The 17,492-nt window shown below is 35.4% G+C and carries 17 protein-coding genes; 7 read left to right on the top strand and 10 right to left on the bottom strand.

Annotated features, from left to right (window positions below; translation table 11 throughout):
* The first annotated feature begins 12 nt into the window (after window positions 1–12).
* The 6 genes from dltA (at window position 13) to RCG20_RS20575 (ending at window position 5,157) form a co-directional block, all read left to right on the top strand.
* A complete protein-coding gene (gene dltA, locus RCG20_RS20600) occupies window positions 13–1,527 on the top strand; it encodes a D-alanine--poly(phosphoribitol) ligase subunit DltA (RefSeq protein WP_308182006.1) in 1,515 nt (504 codons plus the stop codon).
* Window positions 1,524–2,678, top strand: coding sequence for a D-alanyl-lipoteichoic acid biosynthesis protein DltB (gene dltB / locus RCG20_RS20595; protein WP_308182005.1), 1,155 nt, complete (start codon window positions 1,524–1,526; stop codon window positions 2,676–2,678). Before dltA ends, dltB begins: the two co-directional genes overlap by 4 nt.
* Before the next feature lie 15 nt (window positions 2,679–2,693).
* On the top strand, window positions 2,694–2,930 hold the full coding sequence (gene dltC / locus RCG20_RS20590) for a D-alanine--poly(phosphoribitol) ligase subunit DltC (protein ID WP_308182004.1): 237 nt from the start codon (window positions 2,694–2,696) through the stop codon (window positions 2,928–2,930).
* A complete protein-coding gene (dltD, locus tag RCG20_RS20585) occupies window positions 2,927–4,123 on the top strand; it encodes a D-alanyl-lipoteichoic acid biosynthesis protein DltD (RefSeq protein ID WP_308182003.1) in 1,197 nt (398 codons plus the stop codon). The genes dltC and dltD overlap by 4 nt, the downstream gene beginning before the upstream one ends.
* Window positions 4,124–4,302: 179 nt before the next feature.
* Window positions 4,303–4,518 (top strand): twin-arginine translocase TatA/TatE family subunit, encoded by a 216-nt coding sequence (locus RCG20_RS20580; RefSeq protein WP_308182002.1) that lies wholly within the window; start codon window positions 4,303–4,305, stop codon window positions 4,516–4,518.
* Between the two features lie 228 nt (window positions 4,519–4,746).
* Window positions 4,747–5,157, top strand: coding sequence for a hypothetical protein (locus RCG20_RS20575; protein ID WP_308182001.1), 411 nt, complete (start codon window positions 4,747–4,749; stop codon window positions 5,155–5,157).
* A 1,279-nt stretch (window positions 5,158–6,436) separates the two neighbouring features.
* On the opposite strand, the gene RCG20_RS20570 is transcribed toward RCG20_RS20575, so the two are convergent.
* From RCG20_RS20570 to lepB, 9 genes are all read right to left on the bottom strand, one after another.
* Complete coding sequence (locus tag RCG20_RS20570) at window positions 6,437–7,015, bottom strand: hypothetical protein (protein WP_308182000.1); 579 nt, start codon at window positions 7,013–7,015, stop codon at window positions 6,437–6,439.
* Window positions 7,016–7,206: 191 nt separating this feature from the next.
* Window positions 7,207–8,163, bottom strand: coding sequence for a CAP domain-containing protein (locus RCG20_RS20565; protein WP_308181999.1), 957 nt, complete (start codon window positions 8,161–8,163; stop codon window positions 7,207–7,209).
* Between the two features lie 106 nt (window positions 8,164–8,269).
* Window positions 8,270–9,250, bottom strand: coding sequence for a DUF2705 family protein (locus RCG20_RS20560; RefSeq protein ID WP_308181998.1), 981 nt, complete (start codon window positions 9,248–9,250; stop codon window positions 8,270–8,272).
* Entirely contained in the window at window positions 9,243–10,154 is a 912-nt protein-coding gene (locus RCG20_RS20555) for an ABC transporter ATP-binding protein (RefSeq protein ID WP_308181997.1), read from the bottom strand. Before RCG20_RS20555 ends, RCG20_RS20560 begins: the two co-directional genes overlap by 8 nt.
* A gap of 13 nt (window positions 10,155–10,167) precedes the next feature.
* Window positions 10,168–10,941 (bottom strand): SGNH/GDSL hydrolase family protein, encoded by a 774-nt coding sequence (locus tag RCG20_RS20550; RefSeq protein ID WP_308181995.1) that lies wholly within the window; start codon window positions 10,939–10,941, stop codon window positions 10,168–10,170.
* A gap of 262 nt (window positions 10,942–11,203) precedes the next feature.
* Window positions 11,204–11,761, bottom strand: a complete 558-nt coding sequence (locus RCG20_RS20545) for a hypothetical protein (RefSeq protein ID WP_308181994.1) — start codon at window positions 11,759–11,761, stop codon at window positions 11,204–11,206.
* A gap of 153 nt (window positions 11,762–11,914) precedes the next feature.
* Entirely contained in the window at window positions 11,915–13,276 is a 1,362-nt protein-coding gene (locus RCG20_RS20540; RefSeq protein WP_308181993.1) for a VTT domain-containing protein, read from the bottom strand.
* Between the two features lie 503 nt (window positions 13,277–13,779).
* Complete coding sequence (locus RCG20_RS20535; protein WP_308184414.1) at window positions 13,780–14,343, bottom strand: GNAT family N-acetyltransferase; 564 nt, start codon at window positions 14,341–14,343, stop codon at window positions 13,780–13,782.
* 141 nt (window positions 14,344–14,484) lie between these two features.
* Window positions 14,485–15,030, bottom strand: a complete 546-nt coding sequence (lepB, locus tag RCG20_RS20530) for a signal peptidase I (protein WP_308181992.1) — start codon at window positions 15,028–15,030, stop codon at window positions 14,485–14,487.
* 148 nt (window positions 15,031–15,178) lie between these two features.
* Between lepB and RCG20_RS20525 the strand changes: the two genes are divergently transcribed.
* A complete protein-coding gene (locus RCG20_RS20525) occupies window positions 15,179–15,490 on the top strand; it encodes a hypothetical protein (RefSeq protein WP_308181991.1) in 312 nt (103 codons plus the stop codon).
* A 212-nt stretch (window positions 15,491–15,702) separates the two neighbouring features.
* Here the strand turns inward: RCG20_RS20525 and RCG20_RS20520 are convergent, their stop codons facing one another.
* On the bottom strand, window positions 15,703–16,884 hold the full coding sequence (locus RCG20_RS20520; RefSeq protein WP_308184279.1) for an IS256 family transposase: 1,182 nt from the start codon (window positions 16,882–16,884) through the stop codon (window positions 15,703–15,705).
* Between the last annotated feature and the right edge of the window lie 608 nt (window positions 16,885–17,492).

The following is a 17,492-nucleotide window of genomic DNA, read 5'->3' as shown; positions in this document are numbered from 1 at the left end:
AGGTGACCTTAAATGAGATTATTAAATACAATAAAAGATTTTGCTTTTACACATTCTGACACTATAGCCTTTACTTCACCTAAAAATAAACTCTCTTATGGTGAACTTTGGAACCAATCAGAACAAATTGCTGATCATATGCTCAAACAACATCTTCAAGCAGGTTCACCCATTTTAGTTTATGGGCATATGGAACCAGAAATGCTTGTATCTTTTTTGGGTTGTGTAAAATCAGGGCATCCTTATATTCCAATTGACACATCCATCCCAATGGATCGTATTGAGAAAATAATCGAAAGCTCACAGTCAAAATACTTTATTAATGTTTCAAGTCTGCCAATTGTAATTGAGAGTTCTTCTATCCAGATTGCTTCTTATGACGAAATTATAACGATAGATTCAATAGTTGCAGATGTTGATCCAGAAAACTGGGTCAAAGAAGAGGAGAATTTCTATATTATCTATACTTCAGGGAGTACTGGAAATCCTAAGGGCGTGCAAATTTCCGCCAATAATCTGCAAAGCTTTGTTGATTGGATGGTGAAGGATTTCCCGATTAATGGATCCCTTCAATTTCTTAACCAAGCACCCTTCTCTTTTGATTTATCTGTTATGGATCTTTACCCGGCTTTAGCGAGTACCGGTAGCATCTTTGCAATCACAAAAGAAATGATTGCCAAACCGAAGATGTTATTTGAAGCCTTGAAAAATTCCAATATGCAAGTTTGGACGTCAACACCTTCATTCGTGCAAATGTGTTTAATGGATCCCATGTTTTGTGAAGAACTCCTCCCAGAATTAAGAGTTTTTCTATTCTGTGGCGAAATTTTACCAGTAACGATTGCCGAACAGTTGTTAGCAAGGTTCCCGAAAGCAAGAATATTTAATACGTATGGGCCGACCGAAGCCACGGTTGCAGTAACATCTGTTGAAGTTATCCCTGAAATCTTGAAAAAATATCCGAGTCTTCCCGTTGGTACGCCTAAGTGTGATACGCAAATCTTGCTTGTAAATGAAGATGGGGTAGAAGTTTCAGACGGTGAAAAAGGTGAGATTATCATTGTAGGTCCAAGTGTAAGTAAGGGTTATTTAGGCCAAAAAGAGCTATCAAGTAAAGCTTTCTTCTCCTTCAACGAAAAAATGGCATATAAAACAGGCGATGCTGGCTATAAAGAAAATGGAATGCTCTTTTATAAAGGGAGAATGGATTTTCAAATCAAATTACATGGCTACCGAATGGAATTAGAGGAGATTGAACACCATATTTCAAAGTCGCAATACGTCAAATTGGTCGTTGTAATCCCTGTTTTCCAAAATGAGAAAATCGAGTATTTAACTGCTGCGATCGTAGCTAACGAACATGGGTTTGAAAAAGAGTATCAGCTGACAAGTGCAATTAAAAAAGAGCTGTCTACCCTGCTCCCAGCCTACATGATCCCTAGGAAGTTCTCTTATTATCAAGACCTTCCGATCACACCAAACGGAAAAATTGATCGAAAACTAATTCAAGAAAAGGTATTTGTATGACACCATATGGCTCTTTTACATTCTTTTTTATATTAGCTATCCTTCTAGCACCTACTGTTATTCTTGGTCTAAAAGGGAAAAGAATTCATTCTTATAACATGTTTATCTCCATTCTTGCTCTGGCACTTATTTTTTCAACAAGATTGAACGGTGCGATTGCTTTACTAATATTCACAGCTTGGCAGGTTTTACTGATTACTACTTATATTGCATACCGAAAAAAGTCAAATAGTGGGATTATTTTTGTTATCGCTGTTTTGGCTTCGATCATGCCACTTGTTTTATCCAAATTTTTACCTTATTTTTCACAGGTAAATTGGATCGGCTTTCTAGGTATTTCGTATTTAACATTTAAAGGAACCCAATTGGTTATAGAGACGAGAGATGGTTTGATTAAAAATAATATTCCGATCACACGTCTCCTCTATTTTATCCTTTTCTTCCCGACGATTTCATCCGGCCCAATTGATCGGTATCGTCGTTTTGATAAGGATCTAACTCTTGAATTAACTGGAGATCAATATAAACTACTTCTTTATGATGGTATCAATAAAATCTTTCTTGGTTTTTTATATAAGTTTATTATTGGCTACTCTATCAATCACTTTTTTATAGCAAACTTACGATTTATCGCAACTAGTGACTTTCAAAATCATCTATTCTATATGTATGGATATAGTCTATATCTATTCTTTGATTTTGCCGGGTACAGTGCATTTGCAGTTGGAGTTAGCTATATTATGGGGATTAAATCTCCAGAAAACTTTAATAAACCGTTTATTAGCCGCAATATCAAAGATTTCTGGAATCGCTGGCATATGAGTCTATCATTCTGGTTTCGCGATTATGTTTATATGCGCTTTGTCTTTTGGATGACGAAAAAAAAATGGATTAAAAACCGAAATATTGTTTCCAACCTAGGTTATATTCTGTTATTTTTATTAATGGGCGTTTGGCATGGCCTAGAAATTCAATATATTCTTTACGGAGTCTATCATGCATTGATAATGGTTGTTTATAACGCTTTTGAACGCTTTAACAAGAAGCATAAATGGTGGCCGCAGAATAAGTTTACACATGTTGCCGCTGTAATCATTACATTCCACTTTGTCTGTTTTGGTTTTTATATTTTCTCAGGTCAATTATTTTAAGGGAGTTTGATACTCATGGAATTTACAAATCAAGTCATTGAATTATTAGCTGAAATTTGTCAGGATGATGTTGTTAAAGAAGATCCAAATATGGACTTATTCGATTCAGCCCTTCTTGATTCATTTGGAACGGTTGAACTTCTTGTCCAAATCGAAGAACGCTTCGGTATTATGGTACCGATAACTGAATTTGACCGTGATACGTGGAATACACCGAATAATATCGCCAAACAGTTGGCTGATTTTAAATGAAAAAAGTATTCTTTGCACCATTAATTCTAGCATTTCTAGTTTTATTTATTCTCGTTATTATTCCAAATAAATGGATTGAGAATCTAATTCCAAAAAGTCGAATTAATGAAGCCGCAACAGAATTGAATCTATTCATGTTCCAAGGAAAATATGTTCAAGGTAAAATGCTCGAAAGTGATCACTATCTTCCAATGTATGGTTCATCAGAACTTGCTAGATTAGATCAATTCCATCCATCAAACTACTTCAAAGAGAATAATGAGGGATTTACCCCCTTCTTGATCGGTAGAGGTGGAACTGAGTCTCTGATTCATTTTCTCAATTTAACAGAACATACTAGCCAGCTAAAAGGGAAAAAAATGGTGTTTGTTTTATCACCACAATGGTTTCAACCAAAGGGTGCTGACGAATCCCATTTTGTTCCTAATTATTCCACTTTACAGGGATATGATTTAGCATTCAACCATAAGATTGATCCTAAATTAAAGAAAATGGCGATTAAGCGCCTTTTAACGTATTCCCCTGTTCAAAATGATCAAATGCTTTCTACACTGTATGAAGCAGAAATCTCTAATAACACATCGAAACAGCGTGAAGCCTCACTATTAAAACCGTTTGCAAAAGTTTATAGAGGACTTCTAGAGAAAAAGGATTTATATTATACATTGGCCGGAGGATTTCACCGCCATCGTGTTATTAGTTCAAAGGTAAAGGGTAAATCTTGGACCCAATTAGAAAAGGAAGCAAATCAAATTGGTGCAAAAGATTCGAAGAACAATCACTTTTATGTAACCGATTCGCAGTACAATAAAATAAAACAGCGTGTTCCTTCATTAAAAAATTATAAAACAGGTGCAACTTACGGTAAATCTGTTGAATATCATGACTTTCAGTTAGTGTTGGACCTACTAAAGGAATCAGGTGCTAAGCCACTTTTTATTTCTGTTCCTGTAAATGGAAGATGGTATGATTATACCGGTTTTCCTAAGGCTGGGCGAACCGCTTATTACAAGCGGATCAAGCAACAGATTGAAGCAGAAGGATTTCAAATTGCCGACTTCTCTGGACATGAATATGACCCTTATTTTATGAAGGATACCATTCATATAGGTTGGAAAGGCTGGGTTTATACAGATCAAGCAATTCAAAATTTTTATGAAGATAACAATAAGGCACTCGTCAAGGCAAAATAGCCTGACGAGTGTCTTATTATTACACTTTGGTGAGAAAACTCTGTTGACTTTTATAACCAATAGTCATTAACAATGCAAAAAAAATTAAAGCCGTTACCCAGTAATATTTTGCTAGTACAAAATAGCCCATAAAGGTATAATGTAAATGCAGATTAAAATCATCGCTAGGAGATGTAACTATGTTTTCAAATATTGGCGTACCCGGTCTTATTTTGATTCTTGTTGTAGCATTAGTCATTTTTGGACCCAATAAACTTCCTGAAATTGGACGTGCTTTCGGGAAATCAATCCGTGAATTTAAAAAAGCCACTGATGGATTGGCTGATGATATTAGAGAAGAATTTAAAGAAGATATTAAAGAGGTAAAAGAAGGAAAAGTTGATATAAGAAAATAGGTCGGAATGTCGAAAGTGCAGGATGAAATTATCCTGCACTTTTTTTGGTATTTTTCATATTTATAATATTCGGTCTATTTATATTTTACTGAATATTTTTTTTGAGGTATTATAAAGTTAAGAAGAATATAGGAATTCTAAACGGCATAAATTTTAATTGATCAACAACATGTTTACGACACCAACACTTTTTTTGTTTTTACATTAACTTAAAAAGAGGGTGAGATGATGTATTTTCATTTATTTGTTTCTATTTTAAGCTGGATTATTGGTCTATCCTATCCTTCCCTTCCAGATAAGTATATGGTTACGATTATGATTTTAGGCTTCATCGCATTTCTGCTATTTTTAAAAGAATTCCTTGAACATGTTAATAAACAATTTTTACAACAAGCCGAAGAAGCAGAAGGAGAAAATCATAGGTCGCTCTCATCATTTAAAGGTAGATTCGTCATGATTCGAGATGAAGATTCCCCATTCTCAAAGGATTTTACCTACATCATTTTTAATAATGGTGAGATCGAAGTTCCCTTATTTTGTCGAAACCTCCGGGTTGTCCAGAAAGCAGCTCAAGCCAATAGTGAGTTGATCGTTTACTATAAAAATTATATTCTTGTAGAAGTGGAGGAACTTGATTGATTTTTTTGATTAGATCGAATCAAAAAACGTCAATCCAAAAGAATAGCCTGGCTATTAGTGTAAACTTTTCATTTACGTTTATAAATAAATCCTCAACGAAGAATAAAGTCAAAACTGTTATTTAGTATAATTATATGTTATTGAAATTGGTAGAGACCCCGCAGGCGCTTAAGCGAGGGCACTGAAAAACTTTCTTTTTTTTAATGGCTCTACCCTGAAATAACTGTGGATAACTGTTATTTCATTCATAGATGTGCCAAAAATTTTGCATGGATGTCTGTTAAAGGTAAATGTTGATATTTGATACCTGTCCGAATTATTAATAGACGGAAAAATTCCTCGTAATCAGTAAATTGGATTAAAAATAGCTTAAATAAACGGATAGTTTCCGCCTATTGACTCAAAAACCGCGAAAATGTGGGACTTTGCATTGCGTAACCGGAAAACCTCCGTTTATACACCTCGAAACGAGCTCCATTCTGCATTTAACCGAAAAATCTCCGCTTATTTTATTTTCGTTAGTTTCTCGGGTTACTCGAGTTATGATTGCGGTTATTACTACTTTAAAAATGGCTCTGTTAAACAATAATGTCTGTAAACGCCACTCGAAATCACTTATTTTTGCCCAATTTATATATTCACGTCAGAACAAATGTTCGTTTTATTCTAATATCAACATCAAAATTTAATAGAGCCTTTTTTTAAATAAAGGATCGTATGTCCTGTTCCCCAATCATAATGAAAAACAACAATGAATTTTAACAGAGCCTTTTTAATAAGGATAATAGCCGTCTTTTATACATTGACAATGTTATAGCGCACAATTAATTTTGACACCCTGTTGATTGGAGCGTAGAGTGCTCGACTCCTGCGGGAGTAGTGGGACAGGTGAGACCCCGCAGGCGCGCTTAAGCGCCGAGGAGGCTCACCCACCCGCCCCGCGGAAAGCGAGCGCCTGAAGCGGAAATTAACAGACAAGTTTCAAAGACCGTTACATAAAGATTTTTTCTTTGTCCTCCTATATGGTTTGCATACCATAAACGCATAACAATTAAAATCAACGCCCTTAATCGGACAATGACCCAGATGATTGTCATGCTGTTAATTGGCACGCTATTTATTATGTAATTTTGGACTCAATTTAGCCAAAAATCTATTTCAATAAAAAATAGCATACCAATTTGTATGTTAATTGATATGCTAATTCCTAGGCTATTTGAATTGTTTCTCCACAAAAACGGAACTGCTTTTCCAAAAATGACTGACGTTTTTTTGTGCGCTATTCTTGTTTAGTCTTTCGATTAAGCATTTCTTTTACCATTTGATTATGCTGCTTATGTTGTTCAAGAAGTTGATTTAACAATTGGGATACCTGTTGTTTATTGTTACTTTCAACAGCTGCTTTTAAATCATGGAATGTTTTCCAATGGGCCATATCTTTGCCACCATGGGCTTTTTTCATTAATTCCTCTTTCGTAATTTTACCCTCATCATATTGCTTCTTTAGATTCTGCATTTCCGCCATTTTTTCTTTTTTCCATTGTTCACGTTGTTTAGCAAACTCTGGGCTTAACCACTTTTCATGTAACATATTCTTTTCTTGGGTAACTTTTGCCCATTCAGCCTTCTTTTCTGGCGTGTATTGATCCACCCATTGAAGCAATTGCTGTTCTCTTGCTTTCATTTTTGCCTGCCATTCTTCTTTATTCATCATATCTCCGTGTTTTCCATGACGGCAATCATCAGGAACATTCATTTTCTGTTCCTGTTTAGAATCAGGTGTTGCACCATTTGCCATTCCAAAGCTCGGCAGTAATAAAAACAACCCCGCAGCTAACATTACTACTTTCTTTTTCAACTTACAAACATCTCCTTTTACCTACTATATTCGCTCAAATTTAGGAAATCCTTTTAGTCCTAATATGGCACGAAGATATCATTCCCCACTTTACCGAAAAAAATTACCATTATAACAAAAAATTAGTTAATGAGAAGGATTGCTTTGAAAAAAAAGAAGCTATCCCATATAGGAATAACTTCTAAAACTTTCTATTTACCGATAAACATTTGGGACCAGTAATTCCCTGCTTGGGTATAGCCGACACCAATGTTTGTATAATTTGCACTTAAGATGTTTTTGCGATGCCCCTCACTGTTCATCCATGCATTTACCACTTCTTGAGCAGTTGGCTGCCCCATTGCGATATTCTCGCCAGCTGTACGATAAGTAACACCGAAGTCCCTCATCATATCAAAAGGAGATCCATAAGTTGGACTGGTATGTGAAAAGTAATGCTTTGTTTCCATATCATTTGATTTTGTTTGGGCAACCTTACTCAAAGACGCATCTGCTTTAAGTGGTGGAAGACCATTTTTCTTTCTTTCAACATTTGTTAGTTCAATTACCTGCAGTGCTACCTTACCAATTTCAGTTGGTGCCTGAGTTGGTGCAGGAGCTGCCTGCCCCCTGGTTGTTGGAGGAGTTACTACTCCATTTTTAGGCTGTTGTGGTATCATCCCAGTTCTTTGTTTAACGACTTCTGGTTGAAATGAGTAATACCAAAAATTACCCTGTTGAATCTTTTTGCTATGTGGAAACTGATGACTTGCCATTGAAGTACTATATGAATTTTGATCAATTGTTATAAAACCATTGTTCATTGGTTGTATTTCTGTTGTTGAATTGTGATCCGAAACATTCATATTTTGCATTGGATACTTAAGATCACCTGTTGAAACATTTCGTGGTCTTGTTAGATCTAGATCCCTCGTACTCATATTTCGTGTTCTATTTAAATCGTAGTCGCGTGTACCCACATTACGCTGCCCATTTAAACTGTAGTCCTGTGGACCGACATATCGCCCATTCAAATCCCCTGTTGATACATTTCTAGGATTATTTACGTTTCTTGGCCCAAACTGATCACCCGCATTTTTTTGAGCACAGGCACCAAGGGAAATCAATAGAGTAGAGGCTATTGCCAGCTTTGTCTTTTTATAATTCACCTTTAAAAACCTCCTTTGACTTTTTAGAGTACACATTTATGGTTTCCTTCTAACAAGAAACTATAGATGGAAATAAGCGAGAAAGGAGGCTTCTTAAAGGGAAAAGTTAATAAACATCTCTTTTTGTAAAGACAAAAAACGCAACAAACAAGGAGACTGCCCACCAAGCTAATAAAACCAGCAATGAAAACGACAGGGTCATTCCTTCAATCGGTGGTGCTGCTCCTTTTAAATAATCCGTAAGGCGCAAATTTACCATGAACAAATACTTTGCTGATGTCCAAGATGACACCATGTTGCTTAAAATGGCACCAGATATTAAAGCTGCAAGCATTACACCCATACCTGCGGCCGTACTTCGAATTAAAACAGAAAGCATAAAAGATAACGTACCTACAACGATGGCAACAAACCAGACAAGCCCAAAATCCATTAATAAAAACTGCCATAGATCAAGAACTTTTACAGCAGAGGTGTTTAGACCTGCATCTGTGACTGAGAAGCCTGTTAATATTGGGGTTCCCCATCCTTTATAACCAAATATTGATCCAGAGATCAAATAGGACAGTATTCCTGTTATCGCTACAATTAATGAAATTGCCAAGCAAAGGGAAATATATTTACTGAACAGTACCCTCCATCTTTTGACTGGTCTTGTCAACAAGAGTTTTATCGAACCCAAACTATGTTCAGAAGAGACAAGATCACTTGCAATGACCATGACCATTAATGGTAAAAATAAATCAATTGAATTTTCAAGGAATATTCTTATAAAAGTCGGAGCCCCTGGCTCTGATGGATTGATATCTTTGTCAAGATAATATTGTTCCTGTTGCAAAGTAACTTGCAACTGTTTTTTCCATTCTTCAGAAATTCGGCTCGAACTTAACCGATTAGTCGTATCGACAATTTGTTGCTGTAAAGTGGTTCTCCAATCACTTGTTCCTAACTTTTCCCTTTGGGTTTGTACTTCTTTATATTGTGCGTATGTAAACAAAATCACTAGAACAGCAATAATGGCAGCAATGACAAGTAACCTCTTCTTGGCGATTAACTTCATCATTTCGTTTTGGATAAGTTTATTCAATCCTGTCGCCCCCTGTTAGTTCGAGGAATAAATCTTCTAGGACAGGCAGCTTTCGGTTCATTTCCGTTACACTTACGCCTGCTTCAACAAGGAGTTTGTTCCACTCAGCTATCTTGGTTTCATGGAATTCCGTTAGAATCGTTCCATCTTTCTTTTCTTCCACAGTAGTTAAAGCTTCTAAAAGCTGCTTTCCCATTTCATATGGATGAAAATGCCAAACCACTCGTTCACGATTCGATAATAAATGATGTACTGTATCTGTTCGAATGATTGTACCTTTCGAAATAATCGCCACTCGATCACATAGAAGTTGAATTTCACTTAATAGATGGCTTGATACAAGCACACTCAGTCCTTCTTTTTTAGCAAGATAGCGAATAAATTGTCTCATTTCGCGTATTCCTGCGGGATCTAATCCGTTTGTTGGCTCATCGAGGATTAATACCTTTGGTCTTCCTAAAAGTGCTTGTGCTATCCCAAGTCGTTGTCTCATCCCAAGGGAATATGTTTTTACTTTATCATGAATTCTTTCTGTTAACCCGACAAGTTCTGTCACCTCTTTGATCCGTTCTTCACCAATACCTTCAAGCATTCGTGCAAAATGAAGGAGATTATCCGATCCTGTCAAATATGGATATAATTCAGGATTTTCAACAATGCAGCCAAGATTTTTTAATGCATGGTAAAAATGCGTTTTAATATTATAGCCACATATTTCAATCGATCCAGAGGTTGGTTTAATCAAGCCCACCAACATACGGATCGTTGTTGTTTTCCCTGCTCCATTAGGCCCAAGAAATCCAAACACCTCCCCTTCCTTTAATTCAAATGATATACCTTTAATAATTTCTTTTTTCCCAATCACTTTCTTCAGGTTTTGTACCGATAATGTTATTTTCTCCATCAATGCACTCTCCTTACCAGGTCAGTAATGCTGCCACCCGTTCAGCAATTAACCGGTATCCCTTTGTATTTGGATGGAACTTATCTGAGTATAAATAGTCATTTACTTTTAGTTCAAATAAATCGAACGTTGGTACAAACACAACCTTTGGAAAAGAAGCACTGATTTCTGCACTATCATAATTCCAACGTCGAATTACTTTTGAAATATCTTTTCCCTCATTTAAATTTATAAAAGGATTATATAACCCAATGAAAAAAACATTTGCTTTTGTATTGGTTTGTCTTATTTGTTGAAAAATAAATTTTATATTTTCTAAATATTTTTTCTCGGTTACAGCAATGTTCTTTGTTTGATAATCCATTAACCCTTGTCCACCTCTGAACAAATCGTTCCCGCCAATTGTAACTAATAGAATATCTGCTCGCTGAATTTGCCTTTTTACTTCTCTTTGTTGCACCTGCGTCCGTAACTGATCTGACCTAGCCCCATTAATTCCGAGATTTAATAATGTGACTGGCTGTTTCGTTCTTTTCTTTATTTCATCGATAACATCCCCGACATACCCTTTTCCAGTTTCATCACCTGTTCCTCTTGTTAAGGAATCACCTAAAGCCACAACTGTTAATTCTTTTTTATCTACGACCTTTTCAGTTACAGCTTTTGATTTAGGATTTTCAGGTTTACCTGCATAAAATTCTTCCACTGCCCAGCCAAGCCCAATAAGCCAGAGCAAGCATAATAAGATGGAAACAAAGGTTGTTAAACGAATAAATTTTTTATTCATGAGCTTCTTCCTTTCTAGTCTTCTCAAATGCATTTAATTACAAAAGTACCATTTACGTATAAAGAAAACTCGCAAATTGGCGAGCCCATAAGGGCGGTGATTAGGCGTAGTTGCACTTATGCGCTAGTAGAATTTATGGATATAAATTCTACTTAGCTAAAAAAGAATCCACCAAAGGATGGATTCCTTCAAAAATCTAAGACAAAGGGGATCGCTTTGATTGATTTTTTTATCCTATTAGTTGGCGTTTCACGAATATTTTTTAAAGATTTAAATGGACCAAAAACAATATGGCAAAAATAATCGCAAACATTACATGTGCTTTTTTCGTTTGTTGATTTTTTTTCGTTTTCTTATTTTGCTCATGTCTCCATCCTAATAAAGCAAGGATAATGAGAGAAATAAAGGCTACAACCCCAGAGTACATTGTCCATTGGTGGCGTTCATCGACAAATAAATAGAAATAAACACCATGCGCAAAGGATAATAAAAGGGTTAAGATTCCTAAATAAATATGCCGTTTGCGTAATAATACGAAAAGCTGTTGAATCCAGTCCGTAAATGGCCATTTCCGTTTTTTCATTTCCAGCCAAATTTTACGAACCACCCAAAGCGCTCCGGTAGCAATCCCGATAATTTCAGCAACAGTACCAACATTTTTATTGATTTCTTTATTGAATCGCCCTGGTTCACTCCCTGTAATATAGAGGTGAAATGTGGTACTCAATGAGTGGATGCTAGCGATTATGGCGAATATTCCACCAAACAAAACTATTTTCGAAACAATATTCATCCACTTTTCTATTTTTTTCTTTTCCATTCAGCACCTACATTTCTTTATCACTTCAAATCATTCAGAAGTAACATTACATCATTAGAAATCACTAACTAACCTTAAACAAAATGTTATAACTTGGCGATCTCATTTTACCATTAAACTGTTAAAAACTACTATTTTGATCTATAAACCGAGTCAATTTGGCGGTGTATCGTCTCCTTTTTGAAATAAAATCTTCTTTTTTCGAATTTTAGTTCCTTTTTTCGGGGCATCCATACCAATTAGCAGCCTGAATATTTCAAGAAGTAAGATTGAAAGTCCAAGCCATACTCCTCCGAACACATAGCCTGCAGCAATTTGGCTTGGATTTTGAACACCAAAATACACGTGGCTTATGCCAATAAACAGGAGAATCGACACCCAGCTGATGATCAAAACTGTATGTACTTTGATAGCACGGTTATGGCGCAGGATCACAAAGAAGAAAAACCCATATATCACAAATGCCATTAACGACTGCTCACTTGGGAATCCAGATGGAATTCGCTCTAACAAAGGCGGTTCATTTGGTGAAAGCCTATGAAAAATAGTTCGGAGCATTTCTTCGTATAGCTCTCCCCCTACAACCGTAAAAATCAAAAAGTAGATTTCAAGCAGCTTTTCTTTCCCTTTCCATAACATCCACAAAAGTGTATATAAAATGATACTAATTAAAAACACATTTGTTCCAAGCTTCAAAGAAAAATTCATCAAAAAGGCTAAACGTCCTTTAAAAATTACCGTTACCAAAATAGTACCGATTGTATCAAAATCATTAAACTCATTTGCCAAATAATCCTGAATTATCCCGATCATCAGAATAATAAAGCCCAATGTCAGAGTAGCAATAGTACCCAGGAACAATTCCACTCTCCTGCGGCTCCGAAAAACTTGTAATATCTTTTTGAATACATTGGTTCCAATTTGAAGTAATTCATTTCTATATTTTTTAATAAAATAAACTGCAAGGATTAGAATGACGATAAAAATACTACCGATAATTAAATATTTCTTAATGGCCTCATGAAAAAACTGCCATTTAGGTCCGAGCATTTTCCCTAAAGTAATAAAGGTAGAAACCCAAATCATCGACCCTATAAATGAATACAAAGTAAAAATTCGAAACGGTAAGCGAGTTATCCCTGAAAAATATCCTGTGAAATGGCGAACACCAGGAATAAAAAAGGCTACAATGATTAACTTATTTCCGTATTTTTTGAACCATATTGACGTTTTGTTCAAACGTTCTTGTCCTAAATGAACCCGTGAGCCATATTTTTCAAAAAAAGGCATTCCAAGCTTTGATCCGATTAAATAGGCTAAGAGCATACCAGTTGTACAGCCGATAGTAGCAGCTAAAACACTGCCAAACCAATTAAGTTGGCCCTGAAACGACATAAAGCCAGCATAGCCCAATAGTGCTTCAATCGGTACCGGAACAGCAAGAATTCCCAATGTTGATGTTAGAAATAAGATTAGATATCCATAATCATTCATAAAGGCGATAATATGCTGCAAGCTTGGTTCTCCTCTCGACTGTAGTTATGTTAAACAGTAAAAAACAATTCTTATCGACTATTTTACCCTTACTTCTTTACAATAGTAATCGATTTATTTGAATTCAATCAAAATGTAGTATTTTAGTGAAGTTTGAAGGCTGTGTTCGCATAGATTGTTGTTTTTCGTATATAGGCTAATTCCCGTATTAAATAGGGGATCGTGCTCTTTTCCTATATCCAAATAGAATTCTATTTATAATAATTGTGCGATAAACCGTAAAAATCCTGATACCGATTTTTACTAAGCTTGAGATTATCAACAAATTTATGAATAGAGCCTTGTAGAAAATAATTTTTAACTCCACGCCATTTCCAGATTTATCTGTTGGTTTAATTCGAAGATTCAAGTGTCTAATTTGAACTTTTTTTGTAGTAATATTTAATGATCTCTATCTATACAACTGAGCATTTTTTCATAGAAATAGCCGATTCCCCTTTGGAAATCGGCATCGTAAGTTTACTTCACGAATTTGTTCTTGCGTAAATGCGTGTATCCCTTACTTCTTTTCCATCCGCTGACATTCCATCATTTTTAAAAATTCCTTCTAATGAAAAACCAAGTTTTTCTGGTATGGCCCTACTTTTTACATTTTTAGAATCGCAGCGGATCTCCACCCTCTTGCCCTTTAGCTCATGAAATGCAAAATGGGTAATACCCGCAACAGCCTCCGTTATGTAGCCATTTCCACAGAAACGTGTATCAATCCAATAACCGATTTCAAACTTTGGAACATCCCAATTGATCCGATGCAAACCGGAGGCAGCAATAAATTCACCTGATTCTTTAAGGAAAATATGATGACGCAAATCTTCTCTAGCTAAAAATTTCACATATGCCTCACGGATATTCTTTTCTACATCCTGTTCAGTTTGTTCTTTATGTGCCCAAGACATCCAAGGCTTCAATTCATTAATCGATACTTGAATCGCATTAAACACAGCTTTTCCGTCTCCAGGTCTGGGCATTCGAATGACCAATCTATCTGTATAAAATTCTGCTGGAAAATCGAGCAAAATTGGCTTCATCATCCATTCCCCCCTTTTAGATCATTTTATAACAACAAAAAACATATAGAAATATGTTTTTTGCTAAAAATTACCCATAGGTTTGGATAGATATTGGAAGGTTATATTTGCGAATTTATAGTACTACTAATAGTAAATTTGTTATTTTGGAGCACCGATTTCCTTTATCGGATAGTAACGAAGTTGAACTTTCCCAATAACAGAATCCTTGGAAATAAAGCCAAATATCCTACTATCCTTGCTCCATCTTCGATTATCACCCATTACAAAAAGCGAGTTCTTTGGTACAACTGATTTCCCTAAAAGGCTCATCAAGTCAAAATCGCCAGTTAACTTTTCATCAGATGCAATTCCCTCTTTGTTTGTTTTTAAATAAGGCTCTTTGTATTTTTTACCATTTATATATAAGGTGTCATTTTTCATTTCTACTTTGTCACCAGGTAACCCTATAACCCTTTTTATATAATTTTCATTCGAATCAGGGGCATCGAATACAATCATATCAAAACGATCAATTTTACTGATTTTAGTCACAATAAGTTTATTTTGATCTTCAAAAGTTGGCTTCATAGATTCCCCAAAAACGGTAACTGGAGAAAAAATAAAATGTCTACAAATAAAGGCAACTAACAGTGCAAAAAATATAGATTTGATCCAAGAAAACAATTCGCTTTTTGTATTTTTCATCAAATCAACTCCTAAATAGTTATTTATCCTAATTATACCATATAATGTATTTATACTTACATTATGATTATAGAAAAAGTATATTTTTATAAAAGGAGAATCATTTCAATTGAACAAAAATGAATCATAAAATTAGGAGGGTAATTGGTTGAAAAATAAGTCAAAGTCTTTCATTTCAATTATTACTTTTATAGTTATTTTATTTTCGGCGGTATTAATCTGGTTTATGAATGAAAAATCACATTCTTATCAAGAGCCTCAAGAAGCTTTATTAGCAATTGATAAAAATTTGCTTTTAATTCCTGCCTATAAGGTGAATGGTGAGTCTCTATACTTTTTTATTAAGGATAAAGATAGTTTAGGGGCATCTTTTGTTCGAAAAGGAATTTTAGGGTGGCGAGCAGGTATGCTTTCTTGGGGTCTGCTAGGAAAAAACAGTCAAGTCCATTTAATTGTGTAAAAGTGTAAACAATGATTTTCAACTTATAAAAAAGAATTCGTAAAGTGAGCTACATTTATTTAAAATTTACATTGAGGAGCGGGCATGATAGCCTGGAGGGCAAGCCAGGTGTTGTTAGACGCCTGGCTTCCTGGCTTTCCATCATGCCCAGTGGAGGCTCAATGTCAATTTGAAATTAGGCCTTTCCACTCTTTTAGGATAGAGTGTTATTATTATTTTTCTTTTGTTTTCTTAAGATAAGGAACATTATTTTTATTCCAATCTTCTTCAATATCTATTAATACTGAACCAATAATCCTGATAGCCGACTGATCATTCGTAAAGATCCGAATAACTTTTTCTCTTCTGCGAACCTCTTGGTTTAAGCGTTCAAGCATGTTCGTTGTGCGTAAGTGTTTATGATACTGGACCGGGTGGGAATGAAATTGGATAGCGTCTTCAAACCCATTTTCTAAAGTTTCAATCGCTTTTGAAAAGCCTTTCGTATCTTGATACTTCTCTACAAAACGATTTTTCAATTCCCTTACAACATCTATATCTGAGTTTTGAAAAAGGTCCTTCAGTTCTTGACGAGCTTCGGCAGTACCTTTCTTTGGCAGGGTATCCATGATGTTTCTTAAAAAATGAACACTACACCTCTGCCAAGAAGTGCCTAAGAATGATTCTTTAATGGATGTGACTAAGCCGCCATGAGCATCAGAAATCACCAACTTAGGGGATTGAAGTCCTCTGGACTTTAAATACTCAAAGAAGGATGTCCAGCTATCAGTGGATTCAGTGTGATTGACTTTTAGGCCAATAATCTCTCTGTGTCCACTTTCACTTACCCCAATGGCAATATGAACACTTTTAGAAACTACTTTATTGTTCTCACGAACTTTAATGTACATGGCATCTACGTAAATATACGGGTAGTAATGCACGTTAAGTGGACGGTTTCTCCAGTCGTTAATTATTGGGTCTACTGTTTTGATGAGATTGGAAACAAGTGATTTAGATACACTTGTCCCACATAATTCTTCTACAATTTTAGTCACTTTACGTGTAGAAACACCATTCACAACCATTTCAATCATGGAAAGGATAAGTGCTTGGTCGCAGCGTTTGTATTTTTCAAAGATAGTTGTAGAGAATTCACCGTCCCTAGTACGAGGAACCTTTAACTTTAGAGATCCAACACCAGTAATGAGCTCACGCTCATAAAAACCATTTCTGTAGCCTCTGCGTTCTTCTGTTCTTTCATGGGAAAGAGCATTAATATATTCGTCTCTTTCTTTCTCCATTAAGGAATTCAAAATAAGAGATAATGAAGCTTTCACAGGTGATTCTAGAGAGCTGCTTTCAATTTTCCCTTTGAGATCTTCTAAATTTATAGTAATATTGATTTGGGTCATCATCATGTCCTCCGTTTATGGTTTTCTTGGTCGAAAACATTGTAACACGGGCCATGATGATGACCTATTCTTTTTACACAATTATATGGGCTTAATCGAAAAAACGATAATAATGAAAAATTAAGTGGTTATCAAGGCCACGGTGAAAACCTACTTTATGGATTAATTAGAAATGGTGAAGACCGTTTTATTGAAGTGAATGGAAATGAAGCAAATATCTTAAACTTAGAAGCTCTTCCTTCAAGTGTTGTAAAGGAAAACGGGTTAGAAGGTTTGTACATTTGGTATTATAAGAGCGAGACTCCACTTGATGAAGGGGAAATAAAGTTATTTAATAAAAACAATAAAAAATTAATTAATACAATAAACTTTTAAGGTTTTAATTAAGGGTTACTATATTTACCATTTATTTTCAATCTAAGCTCTGTTTTAGGTAAATGTTGATATTTGATACCTGTCCGAATTCTTAATGGACGGAGAATTCTTAATAGACGGAGAAATTCCTCTTAATTTGTAAATTGGATTTAAAATAGCTTAAATAGGCGGAGAGTTTCCGCCTATTTACTCAAAAACCGCGAAAATGGGGGACTTTGCACTGCGTAACCGGA

Source organism: Neobacillus sp. PS3-40, assembly GCF_030915485.1.
Classification (GTDB): domain Bacteria; phylum Bacillota; class Bacilli; order Bacillales; family Cytobacillaceae; genus JAUZPL01.
This window is presented reverse-complemented; position numbering and strand designations above follow the sequence as displayed.

Coding starts and splice junctions, on each gene's coding strand:
- RCG20_RS20520 (WP_308184279.1), bottom strand. CDS start 16,884: ATGACCCAAATCAATATTACTATAAATTTAGAAGATCTCAAAGGGAAA.
- RCG20_RS20580 (WP_308182002.1), top strand. CDS start 4,303: ATGTTTTCAAATATTGGCGTACCCGGTCTTATTTTGATTCTTGTTGTA.
- dltC (WP_308182004.1), top strand. CDS start 2,694: ATGGAATTTACAAATCAAGTCATTGAATTATTAGCTGAAATTTGTCAG.
- RCG20_RS20545 (WP_308181994.1), bottom strand. CDS start 11,761: ATGGAAAAGAAAAAAATAGAAAAGTGGATGAATATTGTTTCGAAAATA.
- RCG20_RS20535 (WP_308184414.1), bottom strand. CDS start 14,343: ATGAAGCCAATTTTGCTCGATTTTCCAGCAGAATTTTATACAGATAGA.
- RCG20_RS20575 (WP_308182001.1), top strand. CDS start 4,747: ATGTATTTTCATTTATTTGTTTCTATTTTAAGCTGGATTATTGGTCTA.
- RCG20_RS20555 (WP_308181997.1), bottom strand. CDS start 10,154: ATGGAGAAAATAACATTATCGGTACAAAACCTGAAGAAAGTGATTGGG.
- dltD (WP_308182003.1), top strand. CDS start 2,927: ATGAAAAAAGTATTCTTTGCACCATTAATTCTAGCATTTCTAGTTTTA.
- lepB (WP_308181992.1), bottom strand. CDS start 15,030: ATGAAAAATACAAAAAGCGAATTGTTTTCTTGGATCAAATCTATATTT.
- dltA (WP_308182006.1), top strand. CDS start 13: ATGAGATTATTAAATACAATAAAAGATTTTGCTTTTACACATTCTGAC.
- dltB (WP_308182005.1), top strand. CDS start 1,524: ATGACACCATATGGCTCTTTTACATTCTTTTTTATATTAGCTATCCTT.
- RCG20_RS20550 (WP_308181995.1), bottom strand. CDS start 10,941: ATGAATAAAAAATTTATTCGTTTAACAACCTTTGTTTCCATCTTATTA.